Origin of the sequence: Blautia sp. DFI.6.71 (assembly GCF_020593585.1) — a bacterium.
Lineage (GTDB): Bacteria > Bacillota > Clostridia > Lachnospirales > Lachnospiraceae > Blautia_A > Blautia_A wexlerae.
In genome coordinates, this window is the sequence record NZ_JAJDMJ010000033.1 from 23,089 (window position 1) to 43,293 (window position 20,205).

Below are 20,205 nucleotides of genomic sequence, written 5' to 3' on the forward strand. Positions count from 1 at the left end.
CCTGTGTATCAGGTATATTTTTATTATTTTATCAATATTCATCCATATCTATGATATCCTGTTTCTGGTTTTTAATAATTTTTACAGTGTAAATCGCCACACAAAGATTCAGAATTCCCTCAAACAGAACCGAAACACCAACCAGGATCATCATGATCTCTGCTGCCTCAAACGGCCTTATCAAAAGTAAAAATCCCAGAACACCTGTCAGAATCGCTACCAGGAGAATCCTCCACCAGAGATTCAGCCCGAATTTCTTTGCATCTATCGACATCTGAATTTTAAATAATGCATCCGCAAGGATCAGAAGTCCAAAGATTCCAAAGATCAGATTCACCACTACATTCCTGCGTACTATAATAATAATTCCTACTGCTGCCAGCAGCACTCCAAAGGCAAGATCAAACTGAAATGCCAGACAATAGATATCTCTGGAAAAATATCCCAGAATCTTTATCAATCCGTATACAATAAGCATAATCCCTACTGCTGTACAGAAAACTGCCATCGAACAATCCGGCCAGATAATCAGACAGGCACCCAGAACCATAAATAATACAGACATAATAATATAACCATTCTTGGCTAATTTTAACTGCTTCAGTGCATCCATCCTATTGCTCCTCCCTTCTGAAATATACCCGAACCTGTGACTGTCAGGCTCTTGTTTTCATCTCTTTATGGCTGCTATTATAGCTGTGATTTTTTTAACAATAAATAGACAAAAAAAAGCCCATGTCCAAAAAACAGACATAAGCTTAATTTTGTATAATATGAAAATTAAAGGAATTACCTATAACGCTTCTCTCAGATAATACATTTAAGAGAATTGCTATAATAAATATCAGGAACAACAGGTATTTTCACTCTATTCTGATCTGTTCAATACCGCATGTAGCTCCGGGTGCTTTTCAAAAAGCCGGGAAGCCTGACGCATTTCTTCTCCAAAATCAGATTTCAGATTATTATCCAGCCACTCCATCAGAAATCCCATAAACAGACACTTATAATATTGAATCAGAATCCGGATTTCTCCCTCATCAAGATCAAACTGATCTGCATTTTTCCGAAAATATTCCATAATAATATAGTTAGAAATCTCATTCATATAAAAAAGGAACGTATCTTTTTTCACTGATCTGTAAACATTAAGCATAACCTTTCTGTTATTTCTCACCAGATCTGCCATTTCTTCCATACATTCCAGAATAGAGGCTCTGTCCTGTGGGTGTTCCAGAATCTCATCCCACTTCTTTTTCAAAATAAACTCCACTACATCCGGAATATCCTTAAAATGATAATAAAAAGTATTTCTGTTTACACCACATCGTTCCACGATATCCTTCACCGTAATCTTAGACATGGACTTTTCATCCAGCAATTCTGTAAAAGTCTTTGCAATAATTTCCTTTGTAAAACCTGACATATTATCTTTTCCTCATCACTCTTAACACTGTTCTAATCATCAGTAACACTTTTCCTCTGAACAGCCCGCTCCGCATTAAAAAAGTCCACAGATAACCACTTTTATAAAGCAATTATCACTCATCTTTCGCAGGTTCTGAGTATTTTCATAATTATGCCATAAAGGATATAGTTTTGCAAGCGTTCCTAAAATTGGTCTTACCTATTCGGAATCAGCACAATTTCTTTAATTTCAAGATTATCCGCACCATAATAAAATTTGATATAGTGATTATGACCAAATCCCGTATTCAGGATGCGGCTTTCTTCTACCCATTTTCCATTGGTTCCCTGTACTGAAACAGTCATCTTATGAATATTGTCCAAAAATACAGAAACCGGAAGCTGAGCCAGCTCACCAAGATCAGATTTCAAAGTAAACTTCATTGTGAAATCACCCATGAACTCGTTAGTCACAGCAATCACATCTGCCTTTCCCTTTGCAGGATGTAATAATGCACCGTCAATTACAATTTTCTGTGTCACCGAATCACTTTCAATACTTACCAGACTTCCGGCATCCACATCGTCCTCTTCCTTTGTATTCATAGCCTCCAGTTCTTCTTTACATATTCTGTCTGTCAACAATAAAACAGAAGGACTTTTTAACAGAAATCCCAGGATATTGGCTGCATTCCTCTGCAATTCTCCCACAGTAATTTTTCCTGCATGAAGCATTTCCTCCACATCGTCATTCTCCGGATTGGACTTCGCATCACTCACTACCATATAAATATCATTCTGGGCAGCTACCATAGGAGCTTTCGCAGTTACCTCTGCCTGATGACCCTCATAATTGGACTTCGCCCACCAGTCAGTCATGACAATACCCTGAAATCCCCACTCTTTTCTCAGAATGGTTGTACACAGATCATAGCTACCTGCAGTCCAGAGCCCATTTACACTTCCATAAGTAGTCATTACAGAACGTGCACCCCCCTCCTTTACTGCAATCTCAAATCCCTTCAGATAGATTTCTCTCAGACATCTCTCAGACATAACAGAATCAGAAGTACTTCGTCCCACTTCCTGATTATTTCCACAGAAATGCTTAATCGTACTTCCAATTCCGGATTTAGCCATTGCCTTCACCTGAGCCGCACAAATTCTTCCTGTGAGAAGCGGATCCTCAGAAATATATTCAAAATTTCGACCATTCAGTGGATTCCTGTGAATATTCATACCTGGTCCCAGCAGGGAATCAATCTTATTTAGTCGAAGTTCCCTCCCTGTCATTTCATACAGCTCACCCACAAGCTCCGTATTAAAAGTACAGCCCAGCAAAGTTCCATTTGGCAGAGAAAACGCTTTCGTACCGCAATCCATACGAATCCCTGACGGCCCATCCGCGCAGCATCCCACCGGGATTCCAAGAGCCTTCAAAGACTCTGTCACACCGCCAAATGCAGCTGCAGTTCCAGCAGTGACCTTTGGACTGCACATTCCTTCACCGCGGAACATGGCAATCAGATCCGCCTCACTGATCTGTGCCACAAACTCATCCATAGAAACTTTTTTATCCAGTACATCTGCCAGCTTATAGCCTTTATCTCCCGTATACTCCAGAGTCTTCGGCATTCTTTCCTCTCTGCGTTTATGTGGATCTGCTGTGCGGACAGGAACCTCTTCTGTTACTGCCTGATAAGTTCCATCCGCTCTCAGAACGGCTTTCATTCTCCGGAATTTCTCAATCGGTGCATATGCCTCCTGTAACTGTTCTATTACACGTAATTCTTCTTTGTAAATTCCTGCTGATTTCGCACTTCTTACATCACTGCCTGCAAAAATTTCATAAGTTCCCTCTTCCAGAACATAACAGGATTTGTGTCCTGTCACTCCACTGTCATCATAAGAGGCCATATCATATTTGGGAATGATGATAACAAGTTCTTCTTTTTCACCCGGTGCCAGTTCCCGGGTTTTTGCAAATCCGATCAGCTTTCTTGCCGGATTTCCAAGTTTACCCTGCGGTGCTTTTACATAAACCTGTACAACCTCTTTGCCCCTCACATCACCGATATTGGTAACCGTCGCAGCCACTGTGAGTTCATCCTCAGTATTCTTAAAAATCTCCGCCTTTGTCTCAAAATTCGTATAGGACAAACCATATCCAAACGGATACAGCACCTTATCCTTCGCAAATGTCTCAAAATAACGATAACCCACATAAATATCTTCCTTATAATAATTCTTATATGGATCACCAAAATTCTCCGTAGACGGATAATACTCAATCCTCTCAGCAATGGTATCTGTCAGCTTCCCACATGCACACACTTTACCGGTCAGCACATCAGCCACACCATTGCCACCTTCCTGACCACCCTGCCATGCATACAGCACAGCCTGAGGATGATATTTCTCCACCCAACTCATATCAATAATATTTCCAACATTCAGCACCACAACTGTGCACTTACTCACCTCACAGACCCGGCAGATCAAATCCTCCTCCGTCTCCGTCAGACAATAGCTTCCCGGATTCGTATTATTATCCTGATCTTCACCTGCAGTTCTTCCTATAATAATAAGCGAAACATCGTTGCTACGTGCGCAGTCCAGCATTTCCTCTGTAACTTCCATCTCTTTCTGAGACCATGGAACACGACCCCATCCCTGACCTTCATCATAAGGATTCTCTTTAATCCAGTTTGCATAAATACCCAGCAGTTTCTCATCCAGTTGAATCTCTTTACACTCCTTCAGCGCATCCAGAATTCCCACTACATATCTCGTATTCACCAGACCGCCGGAACCAAGTCCGCTTTTATAATAATGAAATGCCATGCGGCCAAAAACAGCCACACTCTCTCCCTCTCTCAAAGGAAGTGCCTGCTTCTCATTCTCCAGAAGTACACATCCCTCTGCGGCTGCCTGTCTCGCCAGTGTTGCATATTTCTCTAAATCCAATTTATAATCGTTCATGTTTTATCCTTTCTTTCTGAGAACAACATCTCTCAAGCGATGCAATGATCGTTCCGACCGTTTTTCCCCAATACTTTCTATTCCCCATCTTATCAGAAAAAATCTTTGCTGAAAACACTAAATATTTACAGGAAAATAATCCACCTTTCCTTCAAAACATCTTCAGCCTTTTACGGCACCAAGCGCGATACCTTTGGTAAAATATCTCTGTAAAAACGGATACAGGCATAAAATCGGTAGCATTGCAACAAACGCTATTGCCATTCTGACAGATGCAGATGGAATATCTGCAATTGCAACAGTTGACGCACCAGAAGCATTCTGTGTCAGTGCTGTCAAATCTGAAATCATCTTATTCAGAAGGTTCTGAATGCCATATAACTTCGTATCTCTAATATAGTACAGACCATTTGTCCAGTCATTCCAGTATCCTAATCCGGAAAGCAGACCCATGGCAATAAGAATGGGTTTACCCAGTGGCAATACAATTTTGAAAAAAATCTGGAATTGACTTGCACCGTCAATCTGAGCTGCTTCAAAAAGTGCATCCGGAATACTGGTTGCAAAGAATGTACGAATCAGCATAACATTCATGGCACTCATCAGAAGTCCCGGCACAATATATGCAAGCAGTGTGTTATTGATATGGAAAATTCCTGTATACATGAGATATGTAGGAACCAGTCCACCATTAAATAACATTGTAAAAAATATGTAGAAATTCAGGATTCTTTTTCCTGGAAGATTTTTCAGGGAAAGCGGATACGCCAACAATGCAGACATTGCCACATTAATACTGGTTCCTATTACAGTGACCAGTATTGTAATTCCATATGCCCTGAATACATTTGCAGCATTATCCCAGATAAACTTATAGGCATGAATACTGAACTCTTTTGGAAAAAAGGAATATCCATCTCTAACCAGAGCACTTTCAGAGGTAATAGATGACATAAATAACAAGATAAACGGCAATACAATACAGATTGTAACCAGTATCATGACCGTATGTGCCAATCGTTCAAATCTTTTTGCACTTTTGCTTCTAACCATTTTTTACCTCCTAGAACATTGCATTTTCAGGGCTTAATTTGCGCACAACCACATTTGCCAGCAGTACACAGGCAAATCCGACAATGGACTGATAAAAGCCTGCCGCTGAAGCCATTCCGATATTTCCGGACTGAAGCAGTGCCCTGTATACATAAGTATCGATTACATTGGTGGTATCATAAAGCTGACCGGAATTTTGTGTAACCTGATAGAATAATCCAAAATCAGAATAGAAAATTCTTCCAATGTTTAACAGTGTCAAAGTGATTACAGACGGCATGATCGATGGAAGTGTAATGTATCGGATCTGTTTCCACTTTGAAGCTCCATCCAGTTCTGCAGCCTCATAAAAAGAAGGATCAATTCCGGAAATACTGGAAATATAAATCAGGCATCCATATCCTACACCTTTCCATGTATTTACGATAACCAGGATCACAGGCCAATATTTGGATTCTGAATACCAATTAATTGCTTCTTTCCCGAAAAACGGAAGAATTGTCTTATTCAGCATTCCATTGTCCCCACTGAAAAAGGCAAAAGTGATATAACTTACAATTACAATAGACATAAGAAACGGCAGTAAAATTGCACTTTGATAAATTGTTTTGCATGCCTTGCTCCGAATATCACAGATAAAGATGGCAAATGCAATTCCCAGAATCAGGTTGATGATAATAAATACAATATTATAAAGCAACGTATTTCTTGTAATCGTCCACGCATCATTAAACAGATAAGTAAAATTGCTGAGACCGGCCCATGGGCTGCCAAAGATTCCATCTACCACGTTGTAATTTTTGAAAGCAACCACAAGTCCTGCCATCGGCATATAATTATTGATAAAAAGATAAATCAGCCCCGGTGCCATCATCAGATAAAGCGGTGCCCATCTTTTAAATTTTGCTTTTTTCATAAATTTTCCTTTCAATTATCTGGAATATAACAGGGGATGCATAGCGGCATCCCCTGTCTGTGTTATTTATTCTCTTCCAGCCACTTGTCCAGCTGTTCCTGTTTGGTGCTGATCACTTTCTCAATTCCTGCTTTCTTCAGTTCCTCAATAAATTTCGGAAGTGTTTCTTCAGGATCTACTGTACCAGAACCAAGAGCAGCTGCATATTTTGCTTTTACATTACTCAGTGCAGCCAGTTCGTTTGCAACACTTGTAGAATCATAGGTAAATCCGAATGCTTTTGATTTGATTGCACTCTCATTCAGTGCCTTTGTTTCATCCCAGATATCTGGTGAATCACCCTCCCAGATATGCATTTTAAACTGGTCAAATAACTGCCATCCTTCTGCCAGATGATACGTGTTGCTGTCATCTTTTCCATCCGGATAGTTAATGATATTATTTTCAGCATCTACAACTTCGTAATCAACACCTTCTTCCCCCCAGTTCAACAGGTTCAGAATATCTGCATTTCCATATAAATAATCCAGACACTGCATTGTTTTATCTTTATCAGCAGAACTTGAACTGATGCCATAAGTCAGGTAAGAAATTTGTGCAGTGCCAGCCCATGGTTCGGAAATCGGAGCAATCTCCATCTCTGTTCCGCAAAGTAAAGCGGCACGGGTATCATATCCTGGTTTGTTTGGTGCAAGGTAAGAAAAAGCGGCACCTGCTTTTACCTGATTCTCCGCACTCTCTGTTGTGGTTGCAGCATCTTTGGACAAATAACCTTTTTGCTGCCAGTCATACATTGTTTCTACAAACTCTTTATATTCATCTGTCTCATAATAATCTACAACTGTCGTGTCCTGACCATGATCCATCAATACACCAAATCCATCAGTAAGTGTATCATTCATTTCATATTTGGTATCCGGTGTTGCACTGTTATTGCTTGCCATCATGACCATATCTGGATATTTTTCTTTCACAGTTGCATAAACGTCAGTCAAATCTTTATAATCTGTGATAGAAGATACATCAATTCCACACTCATCCAGAATATCTTTTCGCATAATAACAGATGACTGGCAGAACCATTCGCGTCCTGTTGTCACACCGTATACATAATTTCCGATATTTGCTGCTTTCGCAGTATCACCAAGCAGTTCTTTAATATTATTGCCATATTTGTCGATATATTCAGACATGTCAATAACCTGCTTCGCATTCACCATGGAATTAACCTGTTCCACCAGGATTGGTACAATGTCCATCTTTTCTCCACCGGATAGAATCAGCTTCATTGTTTCCGCATAGGCACCCCAGCTGATCGGTTCGATATCGAGTTCCATATTGATATCTTTCTTCATAATCTCATTGATTTTCTTCTCGATGCGATCTGTATCTTCCTCCTTATCTCCAATATAAGCCATTGTAACTGTATAAGTCTCATCAGAAGAATCTTTAGCCTCTTTTGAACCGGAATCACCACAGGCAGTCAGCCCCATAGAAGCCAGTACCATAGCCATTCCCGCTGCAATCACTTTCTTATTCATCCTTTTACCTCAATTCTTTTCCTTTTTAATTTTTTTTGATGTATACATCTCTCTGTCTGATGTTTCTCATTATACAGATTTTCCAGTATTTTAATAGTAAAATAACGACCTCACACTTTCCGAAATCCGATTTCTTTTTTCATAGCTTGTCTCTTTTGTTGTATCAAAAGGTCGGAATATTGTTATCTTTTTATCGGATTTTTGTTATAATTGTTTTCATCATAATGATTTTATAATATTTCAGGAGGTATTTATATGTATTCCAGACATCGTGTTGCCGGATACTCCATTGATCATGTCATAAAATTTTTGTTTTTTCTGCTGGTTCCGGTTGTAATCCTGGATATCATGATCAGCTGTTTTGTCATTTTTTCCATGCGTTCCCAAAGTATTCAGTCCCTGCAAGATACAACATCCCTTTATGCTTCGCAAATCGACACCGCACATATTTCCATCAATCGCTATTTAATCCGGCTCCTGACTGAAAATGACGATGCAGATACTCTGTTGGAAACACAGGACAAACTGGAATTCATTTCATCCGCAGAACGAGTTCATAATAATATTGATATTTTTCTGGAATCTTTTGAAAAGGGATATCAGATTTTTCTATATAATTCAGAGAATGAACGGATGTATCGTCCTACAGAAATTTTTCAGACACTTACTCAGAATCAGCTCGTACTGCTGAACAAGCATCTGATCCAAAAAATAACTGCGCCCAAAACAAGTTTCTACACGGATGCCTGGGAAGTACTAATGCTCGGAAAGAACGTATATTTTTACAAATCCTTTCATACAGGCTCCCACTACGCCTGCTGTTTTATTCCTGCTGACAATATCATTCAGCCACTAAAAAACATAATTAAAGAAAAAGACGGTTTCATTTCTCTTACCTCGCAAAACGGAACCGTACTTACTAATAAAGAACTGCTGAAGCAACACCATATTGAATTTTCAAGAAAAAGCAATTCCGATTCTTACGAGACCTATAATAAGGGAAATAATCTGATTATCAGCGGTGCTCTGATTATGGGTGCTTTTTATCCTCAGATTATTCTCAGCAAATTCAGGGCTTATGAAAAAATAATCCTGCTTCAGTTTATTCTTGCACTGGCAGTCCTTCTGGTCGCAGTTATCCTGTTTACTTCCATTTTCTATATGAAGAAACACGTTCTGACTCCGATCAAACTCTTTTTAGAAAATCTGGCACATCTGGATGATTCTGCAGAAACCATCAATTTAAAAGACACCAATCTTCTCGAACTTGAGCAGGCGAACTCCCAGTTCAAAAATCTGATGCGCCAGATCAAAAAACTGAAAATTGACATTTACGAAAAAGAACTGGAAAAACAAAAAACAATGATGAATTATCTTCAGCTACAGATACGTCCTCACTTTTTTCTGAACTGTCTGAATACCATTTACAGTATGGCACAGACGCAGCTTTACGAAGAGATCATGAAAATGTCTATGATTACTTCCAACTATTTTCGATATATTTTCCAGAACACCCAGGATCTTGTTCCTGTAAAAAATGAACTGGAACATATAAAAAATTATATGGAAATCCAAAAGATGCGTTACGGAGATACGTTCTCCTATGAAATTCACGCAGAAGAAGGTACAGAAAACATACGAATCCCACCAATTCTGATCCAGACCTTTATAGAAAACGCCATCAAACACTCCAATACTTTTGATGAACCCATAATCATACGCACAGACATCGCCTGGATGACTGCCGGCGGAAATTCACATGAAAATATTCAGATTCAGGTCATGGACACTGGATGCGGATTCTCGGAAGACATCCTGCAATCCCTAAATTCTGCTATTCCTCTGGAACCTCAAAATGGTCACCGTATTGGAATTACCAATGCCATCCAACGTCTGAATCTGCTGTACGGTCAGGGAGAAGCGGTCATTACTTTCTCAAACCTCCCATCTGGGGGTGCCTGCGTAACCATCCTTCTCCCTGCAGTCTGATCCAATTCTCTGCCTAATTTATGAAAGGAAAGTTTTATGAACGTATTATTAGTTGATGATGACCGCTTTGTTGTAGCGGCCCTTGAGAAAAAAATAAACTGGGAGCAACTAACAGTCACAGAAGTACTCACTGCTTTCAATATCCGTCAAGCTCAGAAAATCATAGAAAAAAACTCCATCGATATCTGTGTTTGCGATATCGAAATGCCCGGCGGTTCTGGTCTTGATCTTCTTTCCTGGGTCCGGGAATCAGGAAAAGAAATACAATTTATTTTCCTGACCAGCTATGCGGATTTTGATTACGCAAAAAAAGCTATCGAACTGTCCTCCCTCGATTACCAGCTAAAACCTATAGACTTTGATACTTTATCCCATATTCTGGAAAAAGCAGTTTCTAAAGTCAGAAAGAATGCTGCGCTCACCCAGACAAAAGCAGACAGTCAGAAATGGAAAGATAATTACCGCTATATTGTAGATTTATTCTGGAAAGAACTTTTTGCCACCACTCTGTTTCGTGAACCTTCTCTTCTTGAAACAGAATTAAGAAAAAAAGATCTTTCCTATACAGCAGATGACCTCTTCATTCCTGTTTTGTTCCGGCTTTATCCACTCTCCGGCCAGATAATGCCCATGGAGTCTTCCATGGTAGATTTTTCTTTCCAGAATATTACAGCCGAAACCTTTCAGAAATCCTGCATTCTCTATGAGTCTATAGTGATACTGAACACCTTTGAATACGTTGTCATACTTTCTGGATTGCAACTGGAACAAATCCGTCAGCCATTTACAGAAAATCTACTAACACTGTTCAAAAATCTTCAGAGTTTTCTGCACTGTGAAATTGCATGCGGCATTGCACCAGAGGTTTCCCTGACAGAACTGCCTGAAACTCTTACCAGACTACGTGAAATGAGAGAATCCAACCTTAACTCCGTAAATAAACCACTTTTTCTGCAAGATTTTGTTCCCAGCACAACTTCCTACATCCCTCCATCACTGGAAGTAATCAATACTTTTCTGGAACAAAAACAGGCAGACGCAGCTTTACAGAATATCGAAAATTACCTGTCCAAATACATTCAGGCCAGTGGTATCACCAAAAATTTTCTTCTGCATCTGAGACTTGATATCGAACAAATTGTTTTTTCCTATCTACATAAAAACGGAATCGAAGCACACACTCTATTTTCTTCAGAAGAAAGAGACGAACTGATCACAAAATCTCTGGACGCTGTACCATATATGTTTAATTATCTGCGCTATCTGATACAACGCGCCGTAGAATACAATAGCTTCGTCAACGAAAAAGACTCCGTCGTTGATATTGTACTCAACTATATCCATCAGCACTACTCCGAAGATATCTCACGTACCATGCTGGCTGATATGGTTTATCTCAATCCAGATTATCTGGCACGACTTTTCAAAAAACAAACGCAGACCTCTATCATCAATTACATCACCACCTATCGGTTAGAAAAAGCAAAAGAGCTTCTGCTCAACCCTGACATCCCGGTTGGAACAGTTGCTTTGAAAGTCGGCTATGGAAATTATTCCTACTTTTCCAAACTGTTTAAAGATGTGGTCGGCTGCACCCCCAATGAATATCGAAAAAAATAAAAAGGTTCTTTCTACGGTATAATTTAGAGGGGCTGTCAAACTGACATCCCCTCTGTATCTATTCTATTTTATTCCTTATGCACTTTCAGAAATTTCATAGTAATTTCCGTTCCACTTCCTTCTTCACTTCTCAGCACAATACTTCCATTCAAAGTGCTGACCGCATGCTTCACAATAGAAAGTCCCAGTCCGGTACCTCCAATCTCTTTGGAATGACTTTTATCCACTCTGTAAAATCTCTCAAAAACTCTATCCTGATCTTCCTTTGGAATTCCCACACCTGTATCCTTGACTACAATCTGTATCTCATGTGCAGTCTGAGTCAGAAAAATGCTTACACTTCCATCATTTCGGTTATACTTAATGGCATTATCGCAGACATTATAAACTGCCTCTTCCAGAAGTGTCCGAACTGCTTCCATCTTCATACTGTCCCCACAGATATAAAGATGCACATTCATGCTCTGTGCTTTCTCCTTCAGACTTTCAAAGGCATTCTTACAAACCTGATAAACATCCACCAGTTCCCAGGTGTAGGATGTTTTTTCCTCGTCAAGCTGGGAAATCTGGATCACATCCTCAACCAGCTGAAGCAGTCTCTGGGATTCCTTATAAATACGCCCTGCAAACTTGGGAATATCCTCACATTTCACCAGACCGCCCTGCATGATCTCCGCAAATCCTGAAATAGAAGTCAGAGGAGTCTTCAGCTCATGAGAGACATTTGCCGAAAACTCTCTCCGCAGATTCTCCCTCTCAAGCTTCTCTGTCACATTCACAAGCAGGATCACAGCACCTTCTGTTTTTTGTCCACGTACCACAGGATTGGCAATCAACTGGATATCGCTTCCATTTAATTTCAATATCAGTTCCGCATGTTCTCCGCTGAGAACCTGCTCGATCGCATGTCTGAAATCTTCCGCACGATCCAGACAGTAAACACTTTCTCCCTGACATACTTTATCTACCCGGAACAGATTCCATGCACTGGAATTGGCAGAAAGAATCATGGTATACCTATCAATCACGATCAGACCTTCCTGCATATTTTCTGTAATAAGAGAGAATTCTTCCTGCTGCTGTTTTGCCAGTTCCAGCTGCTTCTGGATTTGCCGGTTCTGTTTATGGATTTTACCTAAAAGCGGAGAAAGCTCCTCGTAAATCTTATTCTCCTCCGGATGCTCCAGATCCAGCTCATTCACAGGTTTTACGATCCTTTTTGATATCACAGATGCCATGATTCCTGATAGAATCAGCATCAGAAATAAGAGTCCACATAAGGGAAGAAGAAGATTTTCAACCAGTGCCAGCACAGAATCCTGAGTGCCTGAAACTCTCAGCACAGTTCCATCCTTCAGACGCAGTGCATAATAAATTGTTTTCTCAGAAAGTGTATCCGAATACCTGGAACATTCTCCTGCACCATATTTCTCTGCTTTCTGAAATTCAGTTCTGTTCTTATGATTTTGCATTTCATCTGCATCAGCCTTATTATCAAAAAGCACAGTTCCATCCTTATTAATATAAGTAATCCTTGAGCTCTTATCCTTTACATTCTTCAGATAATCTGTTCCCTGCTGCTCCACACCATATGCCAGATAAGCAGCTTCCTTAGACAGCTCTTTGCGCATCTGTCCGTCAAAATTGCTGTAAAGGATTCCCATTACAGCAGCCAGTCCCACAGTCAGAACCAATGCACATACAAACATTATAGATTTAAAGATTTTTTTTGTCACTTCTCTTCACTTCCCCTTTTTATTTAATACCTCAGGCAGATATCGGTCTCCGATTGAGATATATAATAACTCAAATATCCGCAAACGGTTCCCGCCTGCGGATATAAAAAGCCCTGCTTCCAAATAATTATATTCAAAATCAGAGACTTTCTCTATTCAATTAATTATTCAGATAATCCTGATGCTCATTATTTCTGTGCTGTCCTGTGATGGAATATTCTACCCATTCAGCAATATTCACTGCATGATCTCCGATACGTTCAAAATACTTGGCAGTCATAAGAAGATCCAGTCCGGTCTTGGCATCCAGATTTCCTCCGTAGATCATATCTGCAAGCTTCTCTTTAATCTCGTTAAACGCATCATCCACCACATCATCTCTGTCAATGACATTTCTGCACAGCTCCAGATCACTCTTTACAAAAGCATCCACGCTCTCAGTTACCATACGCACAGTATCTTCCGCCATCTGTGTGATAGTCTCCGGGATCGCAGTGGTATTCTTTGCAACATATAAAGACAGATCTGCAATATCTGCTGCCTGGTCACCGATACGTTCCATATCAGAAACCATCTTCAATGCTGCAGATATCTCTCTTAAATCTCTTGCAACCGGGTGCTGATGAAGCAGAAGACTCAGGCACAGATTCTCAATCTCTCTTTCTTTGGCATCAATATCTCTGTCCGTCTCAAAAACCTGGCGGGCAATCTCTTCATTCTGTACCTTCTGGATTGCTTTTGCAGAGAATGAAATTGCTTTCTCACAATAGCTTCCCAGTGTGATAAGCTGAACGTGCAGTTCCTCCAGTTGTCTTTCGAAATACTTTGACATAATCAACCAAACCTTCCTGTAATGTAATCCTCTGTACGCTTGTCAGAAGGCATAGAGAACAGTTTATCAGTATCATCAAACTCAACTACTTCTCCCAGAAGGAAGAAAGCTGTTTTATCAGAAATACGTGTAGCCTGCTGCATATTATGAGTTACCATAACAATGGTATAATCCTTCTTTAACTCCATCGCCAGCTCCTCAATCTTGGAAGTTGAGATAGGGTCAAGTGCGGATGTAGGCTCATCCATCAGAAGTACCTCCGGCTGAACTGCCAGTGCTCTGGCAATGCAAAGTCTCTGTTGCTGACCACCGGACATACCCAGTGCGCTTTTCTTTAATCTGTCTTTTACTTCATCCCAGATTGCCGCATCGCGGAGAGATTTTTCTACAATATCGTCCAGCTTAGACTTGGAACGGATTCCATGGGTTCTCGGTCCATATGCAATGTTATCATAAATGCTCATAGGGAAAGGATTAGGCTTCTGGAATACCATTCCCACTCTTTTTCTCAGGAGATTCACATCCATATCTCCGTAAATATCTTCACCGTCAAGCTGTACCTTACCGGTGATCACACATCCCTCAACAAGGTCATTCATACGGTTTAAAGATTTCAGAAGTGTAGATTTACCGCAGCCACTCGGTCCGATAAAAGCTGTGATTTCTTTCTCCGGAATTGCCATGTTTATATTCTTTAGCGCATGGAATTTTCCGTAATGCAAGTTCATATTTTCAACTGTTATTTTTTCATTCCCACTCATTTTTCTTATCCTTTCGCAATTCGTTTGGCAACTGCTCCGGACAGGAAATTAATTACAAGAACAAATGCCAGAATAACAACTGCTGTCGCAGATGCCTGATTCATATGAAGGCCCTCACCTGACAGCACATACATATGAAGTGCCAGAGTACGTCCGGAACCCATCAGGTTCTTCGGTACCTCTGCAACTGTACCTGCTGTATAAATCAGGGCTGCTGTTTCGCCGATCACACGTCCGATGGCCAGGATCACACCTGCCAGAATACCAGGTACTGCTGATGGCAGAACAATGGTGAAGATGGTACGAAGTTTCCCTGCTCCCAGTCCAAAGCTGGCTTCACGATAAGAATCAGGAACAGATTTCAGGGCTTCTTCCGCAGTACGCATGATCAGAGGAAGAATCATGATTACCAGTGTGAAAGCACCGGACAGAAGAGAAAGTCCCCAATGCAGTGCTGTTACGAAAAACAGCATACCGAAAAGGCCATATACAATAGAAGGAATTCCTGAAAGTGTTTCTGCTGTAATACGGATCACATTTACAAGCTTACTTCCTTTTTTCGCATATTCTACCAGATAGATGGCTGCAAAGATTCCCAGCGGTGCTGCGATTACAAGTGAAACAACCGTCAGGATGAATGTGTTGATCAGAGAAGGAAGTAAGGAAAGATTCTCTGAATTATAAGTTAAACTGAACAAGTCTGTTGACAGATACGGTACGCCCTTGACCAGAATATATCCGATCAGGAAGAACAGTAATGCAAATGTCAGGACCGCACCTAAAAGGGTAAGCAATGCAAGAATACCTGATCCCGGATGCTTAATATATGCCTTCATCTGATCTGAGAAAGAAGACTCATTCTGCTTTTTTTCTTTGGACAAATCAATTGCCGCTGCTGTATCAATTTGCATGTTCTGCCCTCCTGTTCAGTAAAGAAAGACTCAGGTTAATGATAAGGATAAAGATAAATAACACAACTGCTGTTGCAATCAGAGCTTCTCTGTGAAGACCTGTTGCATAACCCATCTCAGTGACGATATTTGCAGTCATTGTACGGACACCTTTCAGGATTCCCTGTGGCATTCTCGGCTGGTTACCTGCAACCATTACAACTGCCATTGTCTCACCAATCGCACGACCGATTCCAAGCACTACAGCTGCCAGAATACCTGACTTTGCTGCCGGAAGCATTACACAGAAGATACTTCTCTCCTTGGTTGCTCCCAGTGCAAGAGAACCTTCATAATAGCTCTCAGGCACGCTGCGGATCGCAGATTCCGTAACTCCGATGATAGTCGGCAGGATCATCATTCCAAGCAGAACACAGGCTGCCAGCATACTGGTTCCTGTTCCGCCGAAAAGTTGTCTGATCAGAGGAACAATAAGAATCAGTCCAAAGAAACCATATACAATAGAAGGTACACCTGCCATCAGTTCAATTCCTGATTTCAATGGTCTGTAAATTTTCTTCGGGCAGTAACGTGCCATAAAAACAGAAGTAAACAACGCAATCGGCACACCCAGAAGAATGGCACCTGCAGTTACATAGACACTTGCTACGATCATTGGAAGGATTCCAAAAATATCATTTGACGGCTTCCACTTTGTTCCCAGCAGGAACTTCAGCGGACCGATTTTCCCGATAGCCGGGACACCATTTGCAAACAGAAATGCACAGATCAGAAATACTGCCAGCACTGAAGTACAGGCTGCGATCAGAAATACACATTTCATTGCTTTTTCTTTAAAGTGGTTCATTCATTACACCTTTCTTTCCCTGTATCAAAAATCATAACCTGTCACTTTTGCAATAATTCTCAGAATATGATTTTCAACATGCAAACAGCCCGCCTGCTGTATTATTTCATTCACAGGCGAACTGCTCTGAAACTAAATCTGTTACATTATTTAGCAAGGTCTTCCCATGTAGTAGTCTCGCCTGTGTATACAGCCTTTACCTGATCGCTTGTAAGTTCATCAACATCATTGTCTTTGTTTACGATAACTGCGATACCATCTCTTGCGATAACTGTAGCTGTAAGACCAAGGTCTTTCTCTTCATCCTTCAGGTCACGGGATGCCATACCAATATCTGCTGTTCCTTCTGCTGCCATGTTTACACCTGTTGTGGAATCACTCTGCTGAACTTCTACAGTTACGTCTTTGTTTACTGCTTCATAGCCTTCTGCAAGTTTCTCCATAACCGGTGTTACTGAAGAAGAACCTGCAACTACTACTTTACCGGAAACTCCGTCTGCTGCTTCATAAGCCTTAGCATCTGCTGCTTCTTTGATATATCCGTTGTCCTCTACGATCTTCTGTCCGTCAGAGCTCATAATGTAGTTTACGAAATCCTTTGCTGCATCGCTTTCTTTATCAGATGTAAGGATGTTGAATGGACGTGCGATCTTGTAAGAATCATTGGAAACATTATCTACAGTAGCTTCTACGCCGTCGATCTTAACTGCCTTTACTGTATCATCCAGAGAACCAAGTGAGATATAACCGATTGCATTTTCATCACCTGCAACAGTTGTCATCATAACAGATGTGCTGTTTGTTACACTTGCTTCATCTGTAGTCATATCTACTTTCTCACCGTCTTTTTCTTCTTCAATTCCAAACAGTTCTACGAATGCTCCACGTGTACCGGAACCATCCTCACGGGATACAACTGTGATGTCTCCGCTTGCTGCACTTACGATTGTTGTGAAAGCTGTTGCTCCGATAACTGCTGCTGTAAGGATTGTTGCGATTTTTTTCTTCATGATAATTTTCTCCTCTTCCCATGAGCCATGTTTTTAATATAAAGTGAAAGGCTCATTTCCTTTTTAATATCTTTATGTTTTATAACTTGTTGCCTCATTTACAAGTGCTATTATAGAAATCCAAAGTTAAATGTAAAACCACGCTAAAGTAAAATCTTTGTAAATTGAAAATTTTTGTGAAGGTTGTAAAAACAGGTTCAAGGTGCTATCATAAACTATATCTTCAAGTCCCCACCCACTGCTTATTGCTTTTCGCAAGTCAAGCAGGGGACTTACTTGATTCGGTTAAAATTTATACACAGGAGGATTTTATATATGGAAAATTTAAGATGTGAAAAAGCAATAGAAAAGAAACATAACGGCTATAACTGTGCACAGGCTGTGGCCTGTTCTTTCTGTAAAGAGGCATCTATGGATGAGGATACACTCAAAAAGATCACACAGGGATTCGGTGCAGGTCTTGGCACCATGGCCGGTACATGCGGAGCAATCTCCGGTGCTGCAGTCATAGCCGGACTTGTTAACCAGGATAAAGCCGGAACCTCTCAGACTGTCCGCTCTGTCATGAATCAGTTTAAACAGCAGAACGGAACTGTAATATGTAAAGACTTAAAGGGTGTGGAAACCGGAAAGGTAATCCGCTCCTGTGATGACTGTGTCAGAGATGCGGTGAAATTTCTGGAAGACGCATTAAAATCAGAAAATTGATTTCAGCAGATATTCACAATACATAAATACCAACGCAAAAGGAGCTATGCACGTATAATGTGCATAGCCTCTTTTATGATTAGCTTGATTAATGCTCCCAGTTCCCAATTAATTTTATATCTGTAATTTACTTTCACTACTTGTTCACAGTCATCTGCTGTTCCTGAACTTTTTTTATTTCTTCCAGAGGCAAGTTCAACATCTTCGAAACTTCTTCTGGAGTTTTTCCACTCATGAGAGCCCCCAGAATCATTCCCTCATGACGGCCTTGCTGTATTCCTCTTTCATAAATCATATCTCCAAATCCTGTCATTTTGCTCGCCTCCTCCTGAAATGGTTCTGACCATTCTATATGTGAATATCTTTGTATTCTCTTTATATCACCAGTAAAAAGCCCTTTCAGATAATCAAATATTCCTTTTTCTTCTGTTTCTTTTCCCAGTCGGATTATAATTACTGTTAAGAGATCATAATCCTCCTCAGGTTCATCTGCTACCCCTATAATATCCTTCTTCGAAAAAGAGTATTCCGTCAATGTATTCTGCAGTTTCTTTGGCACATCCTCCGCACAGATCCATATGGAATAACATTTTTCCAACTTTGAATAATCTGTAGTCTGCGTAATAGTACTTAACTGAGATGAAAGGTCTCTGGCCACATAATATACTGCACGTTTTAATATAGGGTATGACGGATTACTTGGACGGTAGCTTTTCTGCGCTTCCATATCAATATGTAAATTCACTCTTATTTTCTCTGTAGATAACTTTGGATTTATTATTTTAAACCGAATATCAAACCTCACCAGTTTCTCCACAAGAGATGAGAGTTCACTGTCTTCTTTTGTTAATCTCAGATCCTTTTCTACATTTGGTATATCACTTACGAAATCATCTTTTGTAATAGAAGAAATGTCTAAGCACTGTAGAATTTCTTCCTGTGAGCACGTTTTAAACTCCGGCACTGTCATCTGCAAAATGGGAATGATAATCTCCTTATTGCTCATAAGTTGTTTCATTCCTGCATCATACTCCGCGCCAGTCACTCCGGACGTATATACGTCCATCTTCGTCTCATCACGCATGATTTCTCCTCTCCGGGGAACTGAGACTGTTTTTCTTTTGTATATGGACATATTAACATGAAAACCTGAACCTTACAATTCTTCCATAACATTCTCTTGCAAAATCGCCCTTTACAATTTATGATATATCTATCTGGAACAATAATAGAGGAAATAATTACCTGTAAATAGTTACGATAAATCTATACGAGGAGAATATCTATGAAAGTTTTAGTTTACCGCAAATGCAGTACCTGCATGAAAGCTCTGAAATGGCTGGATGAACACAATATCAGTTATGAAGAACGGGCTATTAAAGAAGAAAATCCTACCTATGAAGAATTAAAAGAATGGTACACCAAAAGTGGTCTTCCACTGAAGAAATTCTTTAATACAAGTGGGATGCTCTATAAGGAAATGGGATTGAAAGATAAATTAAAAGATATGTCTGAAGATGAACAGCTGAAGCTTCTTGCCACAGACGGAATGCTGGTGAAACGACCACTGGTGATCGGGGATGACTTTGTACTTACCGGATTCAGGGAGAAAGAATGGATTGAGGCTATGCACGTGTGATGTGCATAGCCTCTCCTTTCATTTTCTTCGTATCTGATAATAAAAGTTGCTTATATGGATATGATGTTCCTGGCACCAGCATTTATCAGAAAGGCCACTGGACCGGCATTCCTGGATCAGATCCAGCCATTCTTTATCTGTACGTCTTGGATTTCTTTTAGGCATAAAAATTCAACTCCTGTTTTTTATTTGGAGTGGGATTAGCACAGGTACCAGAAGAACTGAAGTGAAATGGTCCTAAGTGCAAAAAACT

At 40.3% G+C, this 20,205-nt stretch carries 18 protein-coding genes; 4 read left to right on the forward strand and 14 right to left on the reverse strand.

The features are described from left to right. Positions 1-31: 31 nt before the first annotated feature. The 6 genes from LJE12_RS13395 to LJE12_RS13420 form a co-directional block, all read right to left on the reverse strand. Positions 32-613, reverse strand: coding sequence for an HdeD family acid-resistance protein (locus LJE12_RS13395; RefSeq protein WP_008705039.1), 582 nt, complete (start codon positions 611-613; stop codon positions 32-34). A 255-nt stretch (positions 614-868) separates the two neighbouring features. Beyond that, complete coding sequence (locus tag LJE12_RS13400; RefSeq protein WP_055201070.1) at positions 869-1,426, reverse strand: TetR/AcrR family transcriptional regulator C-terminal domain-containing protein; 558 nt, start codon at positions 1,424-1,426, stop codon at positions 869-871. 197 nt (positions 1,427-1,623) lie between these two features. Continuing rightward, positions 1,624-4,389, reverse strand: a complete 2,766-nt coding sequence (locus LJE12_RS13405) for a glycoside hydrolase family 3 protein (RefSeq protein WP_161233777.1) — start codon at positions 4,387-4,389, stop codon at positions 1,624-1,626. A gap of 162 nt (positions 4,390-4,551) precedes the next feature. Next, positions 4,552-5,442: a carbohydrate ABC transporter permease gene (locus tag LJE12_RS13410; protein ID WP_008705044.1), complete on the reverse strand. Its 891-nt coding sequence runs from the start codon at positions 5,440-5,442 to the stop codon at positions 4,552-4,554. A gap of 10 nt (positions 5,443-5,452) precedes the next feature. Next, the gene (locus tag LJE12_RS13415; RefSeq protein ID WP_025577755.1) at positions 5,453-6,358 is read right to left on the reverse strand and encodes an ABC transporter permease; all 906 of its coding nucleotides are present in this window, start codon (positions 6,356-6,358) and stop codon (positions 5,453-5,455) included. 62 nt (positions 6,359-6,420) lie between these two features. After that, complete coding sequence (locus LJE12_RS13420) at positions 6,421-7,899, reverse strand: ABC transporter substrate-binding protein (RefSeq protein ID WP_008705054.1); 1,479 nt, start codon at positions 7,897-7,899, stop codon at positions 6,421-6,423. A 255-nt stretch (positions 7,900-8,154) separates the two neighbouring features. On the opposite strand from LJE12_RS13420, the gene LJE12_RS13425 reads away from it, so the two are divergent. Together LJE12_RS13425 and LJE12_RS13430 are read left to right on the forward strand one after the other, a co-directional pair. Beyond that, complete coding sequence (locus tag LJE12_RS13425; RefSeq protein WP_025577753.1) at positions 8,155-9,888, forward strand: sensor histidine kinase; 1,734 nt, start codon at positions 8,155-8,157, stop codon at positions 9,886-9,888. A 36-nt stretch (positions 9,889-9,924) separates the two neighbouring features. Further along, positions 9,925-11,508 carry a response regulator transcription factor gene (locus LJE12_RS13430; protein ID WP_025577751.1) on the forward strand — a complete coding sequence of 528 codons (1,584 nt, stop codon included), beginning with the start codon at positions 9,925-9,927 and terminating at the stop codon, positions 11,506-11,508. Positions 11,509-11,576: 68 nt separating this feature from the next. On the opposite strand, the gene LJE12_RS13435 is transcribed toward LJE12_RS13430, so the two are convergent. The 6 genes from LJE12_RS13435 to LJE12_RS13460 all read right to left on the reverse strand — a co-directional run bounded on the left by LJE12_RS13435 (position 11,577) and on the right by LJE12_RS13460 (position 17,605). After that, the gene (locus LJE12_RS13435; RefSeq protein ID WP_025577749.1) at positions 11,577-13,244 is read right to left on the reverse strand and encodes a sensor histidine kinase; all 1,668 of its coding nucleotides are present in this window, start codon (positions 13,242-13,244) and stop codon (positions 11,577-11,579) included. A 160-nt stretch (positions 13,245-13,404) separates the two neighbouring features. Further along, positions 13,405-14,076 carry a phosphate signaling complex protein PhoU gene (phoU, locus tag LJE12_RS13440; RefSeq protein ID WP_008705061.1) on the reverse strand — a complete coding sequence of 224 codons (672 nt, stop codon included), beginning with the start codon at positions 14,074-14,076 and terminating at the stop codon, positions 13,405-13,407. 2 nt (positions 14,077-14,078) lie between these two features. Beyond that, positions 14,079-14,837: a phosphate ABC transporter ATP-binding protein PstB gene (gene pstB / locus LJE12_RS13445; protein ID WP_022381180.1), complete on the reverse strand. Its 759-nt coding sequence runs from the start codon at positions 14,835-14,837 to the stop codon at positions 14,079-14,081. Between the two features lie 5 nt (positions 14,838-14,842). After that, entirely contained in the window at positions 14,843-15,748 is a 906-nt protein-coding gene (gene pstA, locus LJE12_RS13450; protein WP_118633562.1) for a phosphate ABC transporter permease PstA, read from the reverse strand. Next, positions 15,738-16,595, reverse strand: coding sequence for a phosphate ABC transporter permease subunit PstC (gene pstC / locus LJE12_RS13455; RefSeq protein ID WP_173704169.1), 858 nt, complete (start codon positions 16,593-16,595; stop codon positions 15,738-15,740). The genes pstA and pstC overlap by 11 nt, the downstream gene beginning before the upstream one ends. Positions 16,596-16,741: 146 nt before the next feature. Then, the gene (locus LJE12_RS13460; protein WP_008705068.1) at positions 16,742-17,605 is read right to left on the reverse strand and encodes a substrate-binding domain-containing protein; all 864 of its coding nucleotides are present in this window, start codon (positions 17,603-17,605) and stop codon (positions 16,742-16,744) included. A 315-nt stretch (positions 17,606-17,920) separates the two neighbouring features. On the opposite strand from LJE12_RS13460, the gene LJE12_RS13465 reads away from it, so the two are divergent. Continuing rightward, the gene (locus LJE12_RS13465; RefSeq protein ID WP_227227094.1) at positions 17,921-18,313 is read left to right on the forward strand and encodes a C-GCAxxG-C-C family protein; all 393 of its coding nucleotides are present in this window, start codon (positions 17,921-17,923) and stop codon (positions 18,311-18,313) included. 136 nt (positions 18,314-18,449) lie between these two features. On the opposite strand, the gene LJE12_RS13470 is transcribed toward LJE12_RS13465, so the two are convergent. After that, positions 18,450-19,397: an Rpn family recombination-promoting nuclease/putative transposase gene (locus LJE12_RS13470; RefSeq protein WP_227227095.1), complete on the reverse strand. Its 948-nt coding sequence runs from the start codon at positions 19,395-19,397 to the stop codon at positions 18,450-18,452. A 201-nt stretch (positions 19,398-19,598) separates the two neighbouring features. Here LJE12_RS13470 and LJE12_RS13475 point away from each other — a divergent pair, with 201 nt between their 5' ends. Then, the gene (locus LJE12_RS13475; RefSeq protein ID WP_118419931.1) at positions 19,599-19,952 is read left to right on the forward strand and encodes an arsenate reductase family protein; all 354 of its coding nucleotides are present in this window, start codon (positions 19,599-19,601) and stop codon (positions 19,950-19,952) included. Between the two features lie 18 nt (positions 19,953-19,970). Here LJE12_RS13475 and tnpA read toward each other — a convergent pair whose 3' ends face one another. Continuing rightward, on the reverse strand, positions 19,971-20,117 hold the full coding sequence (gene tnpA, locus LJE12_RS13480; protein WP_173681315.1) for an IS66 family insertion sequence element accessory protein TnpA: 147 nt from the start codon (positions 20,115-20,117) through the stop codon (positions 19,971-19,973). Positions 20,118-20,205 lie beyond the last annotated feature (88 nt).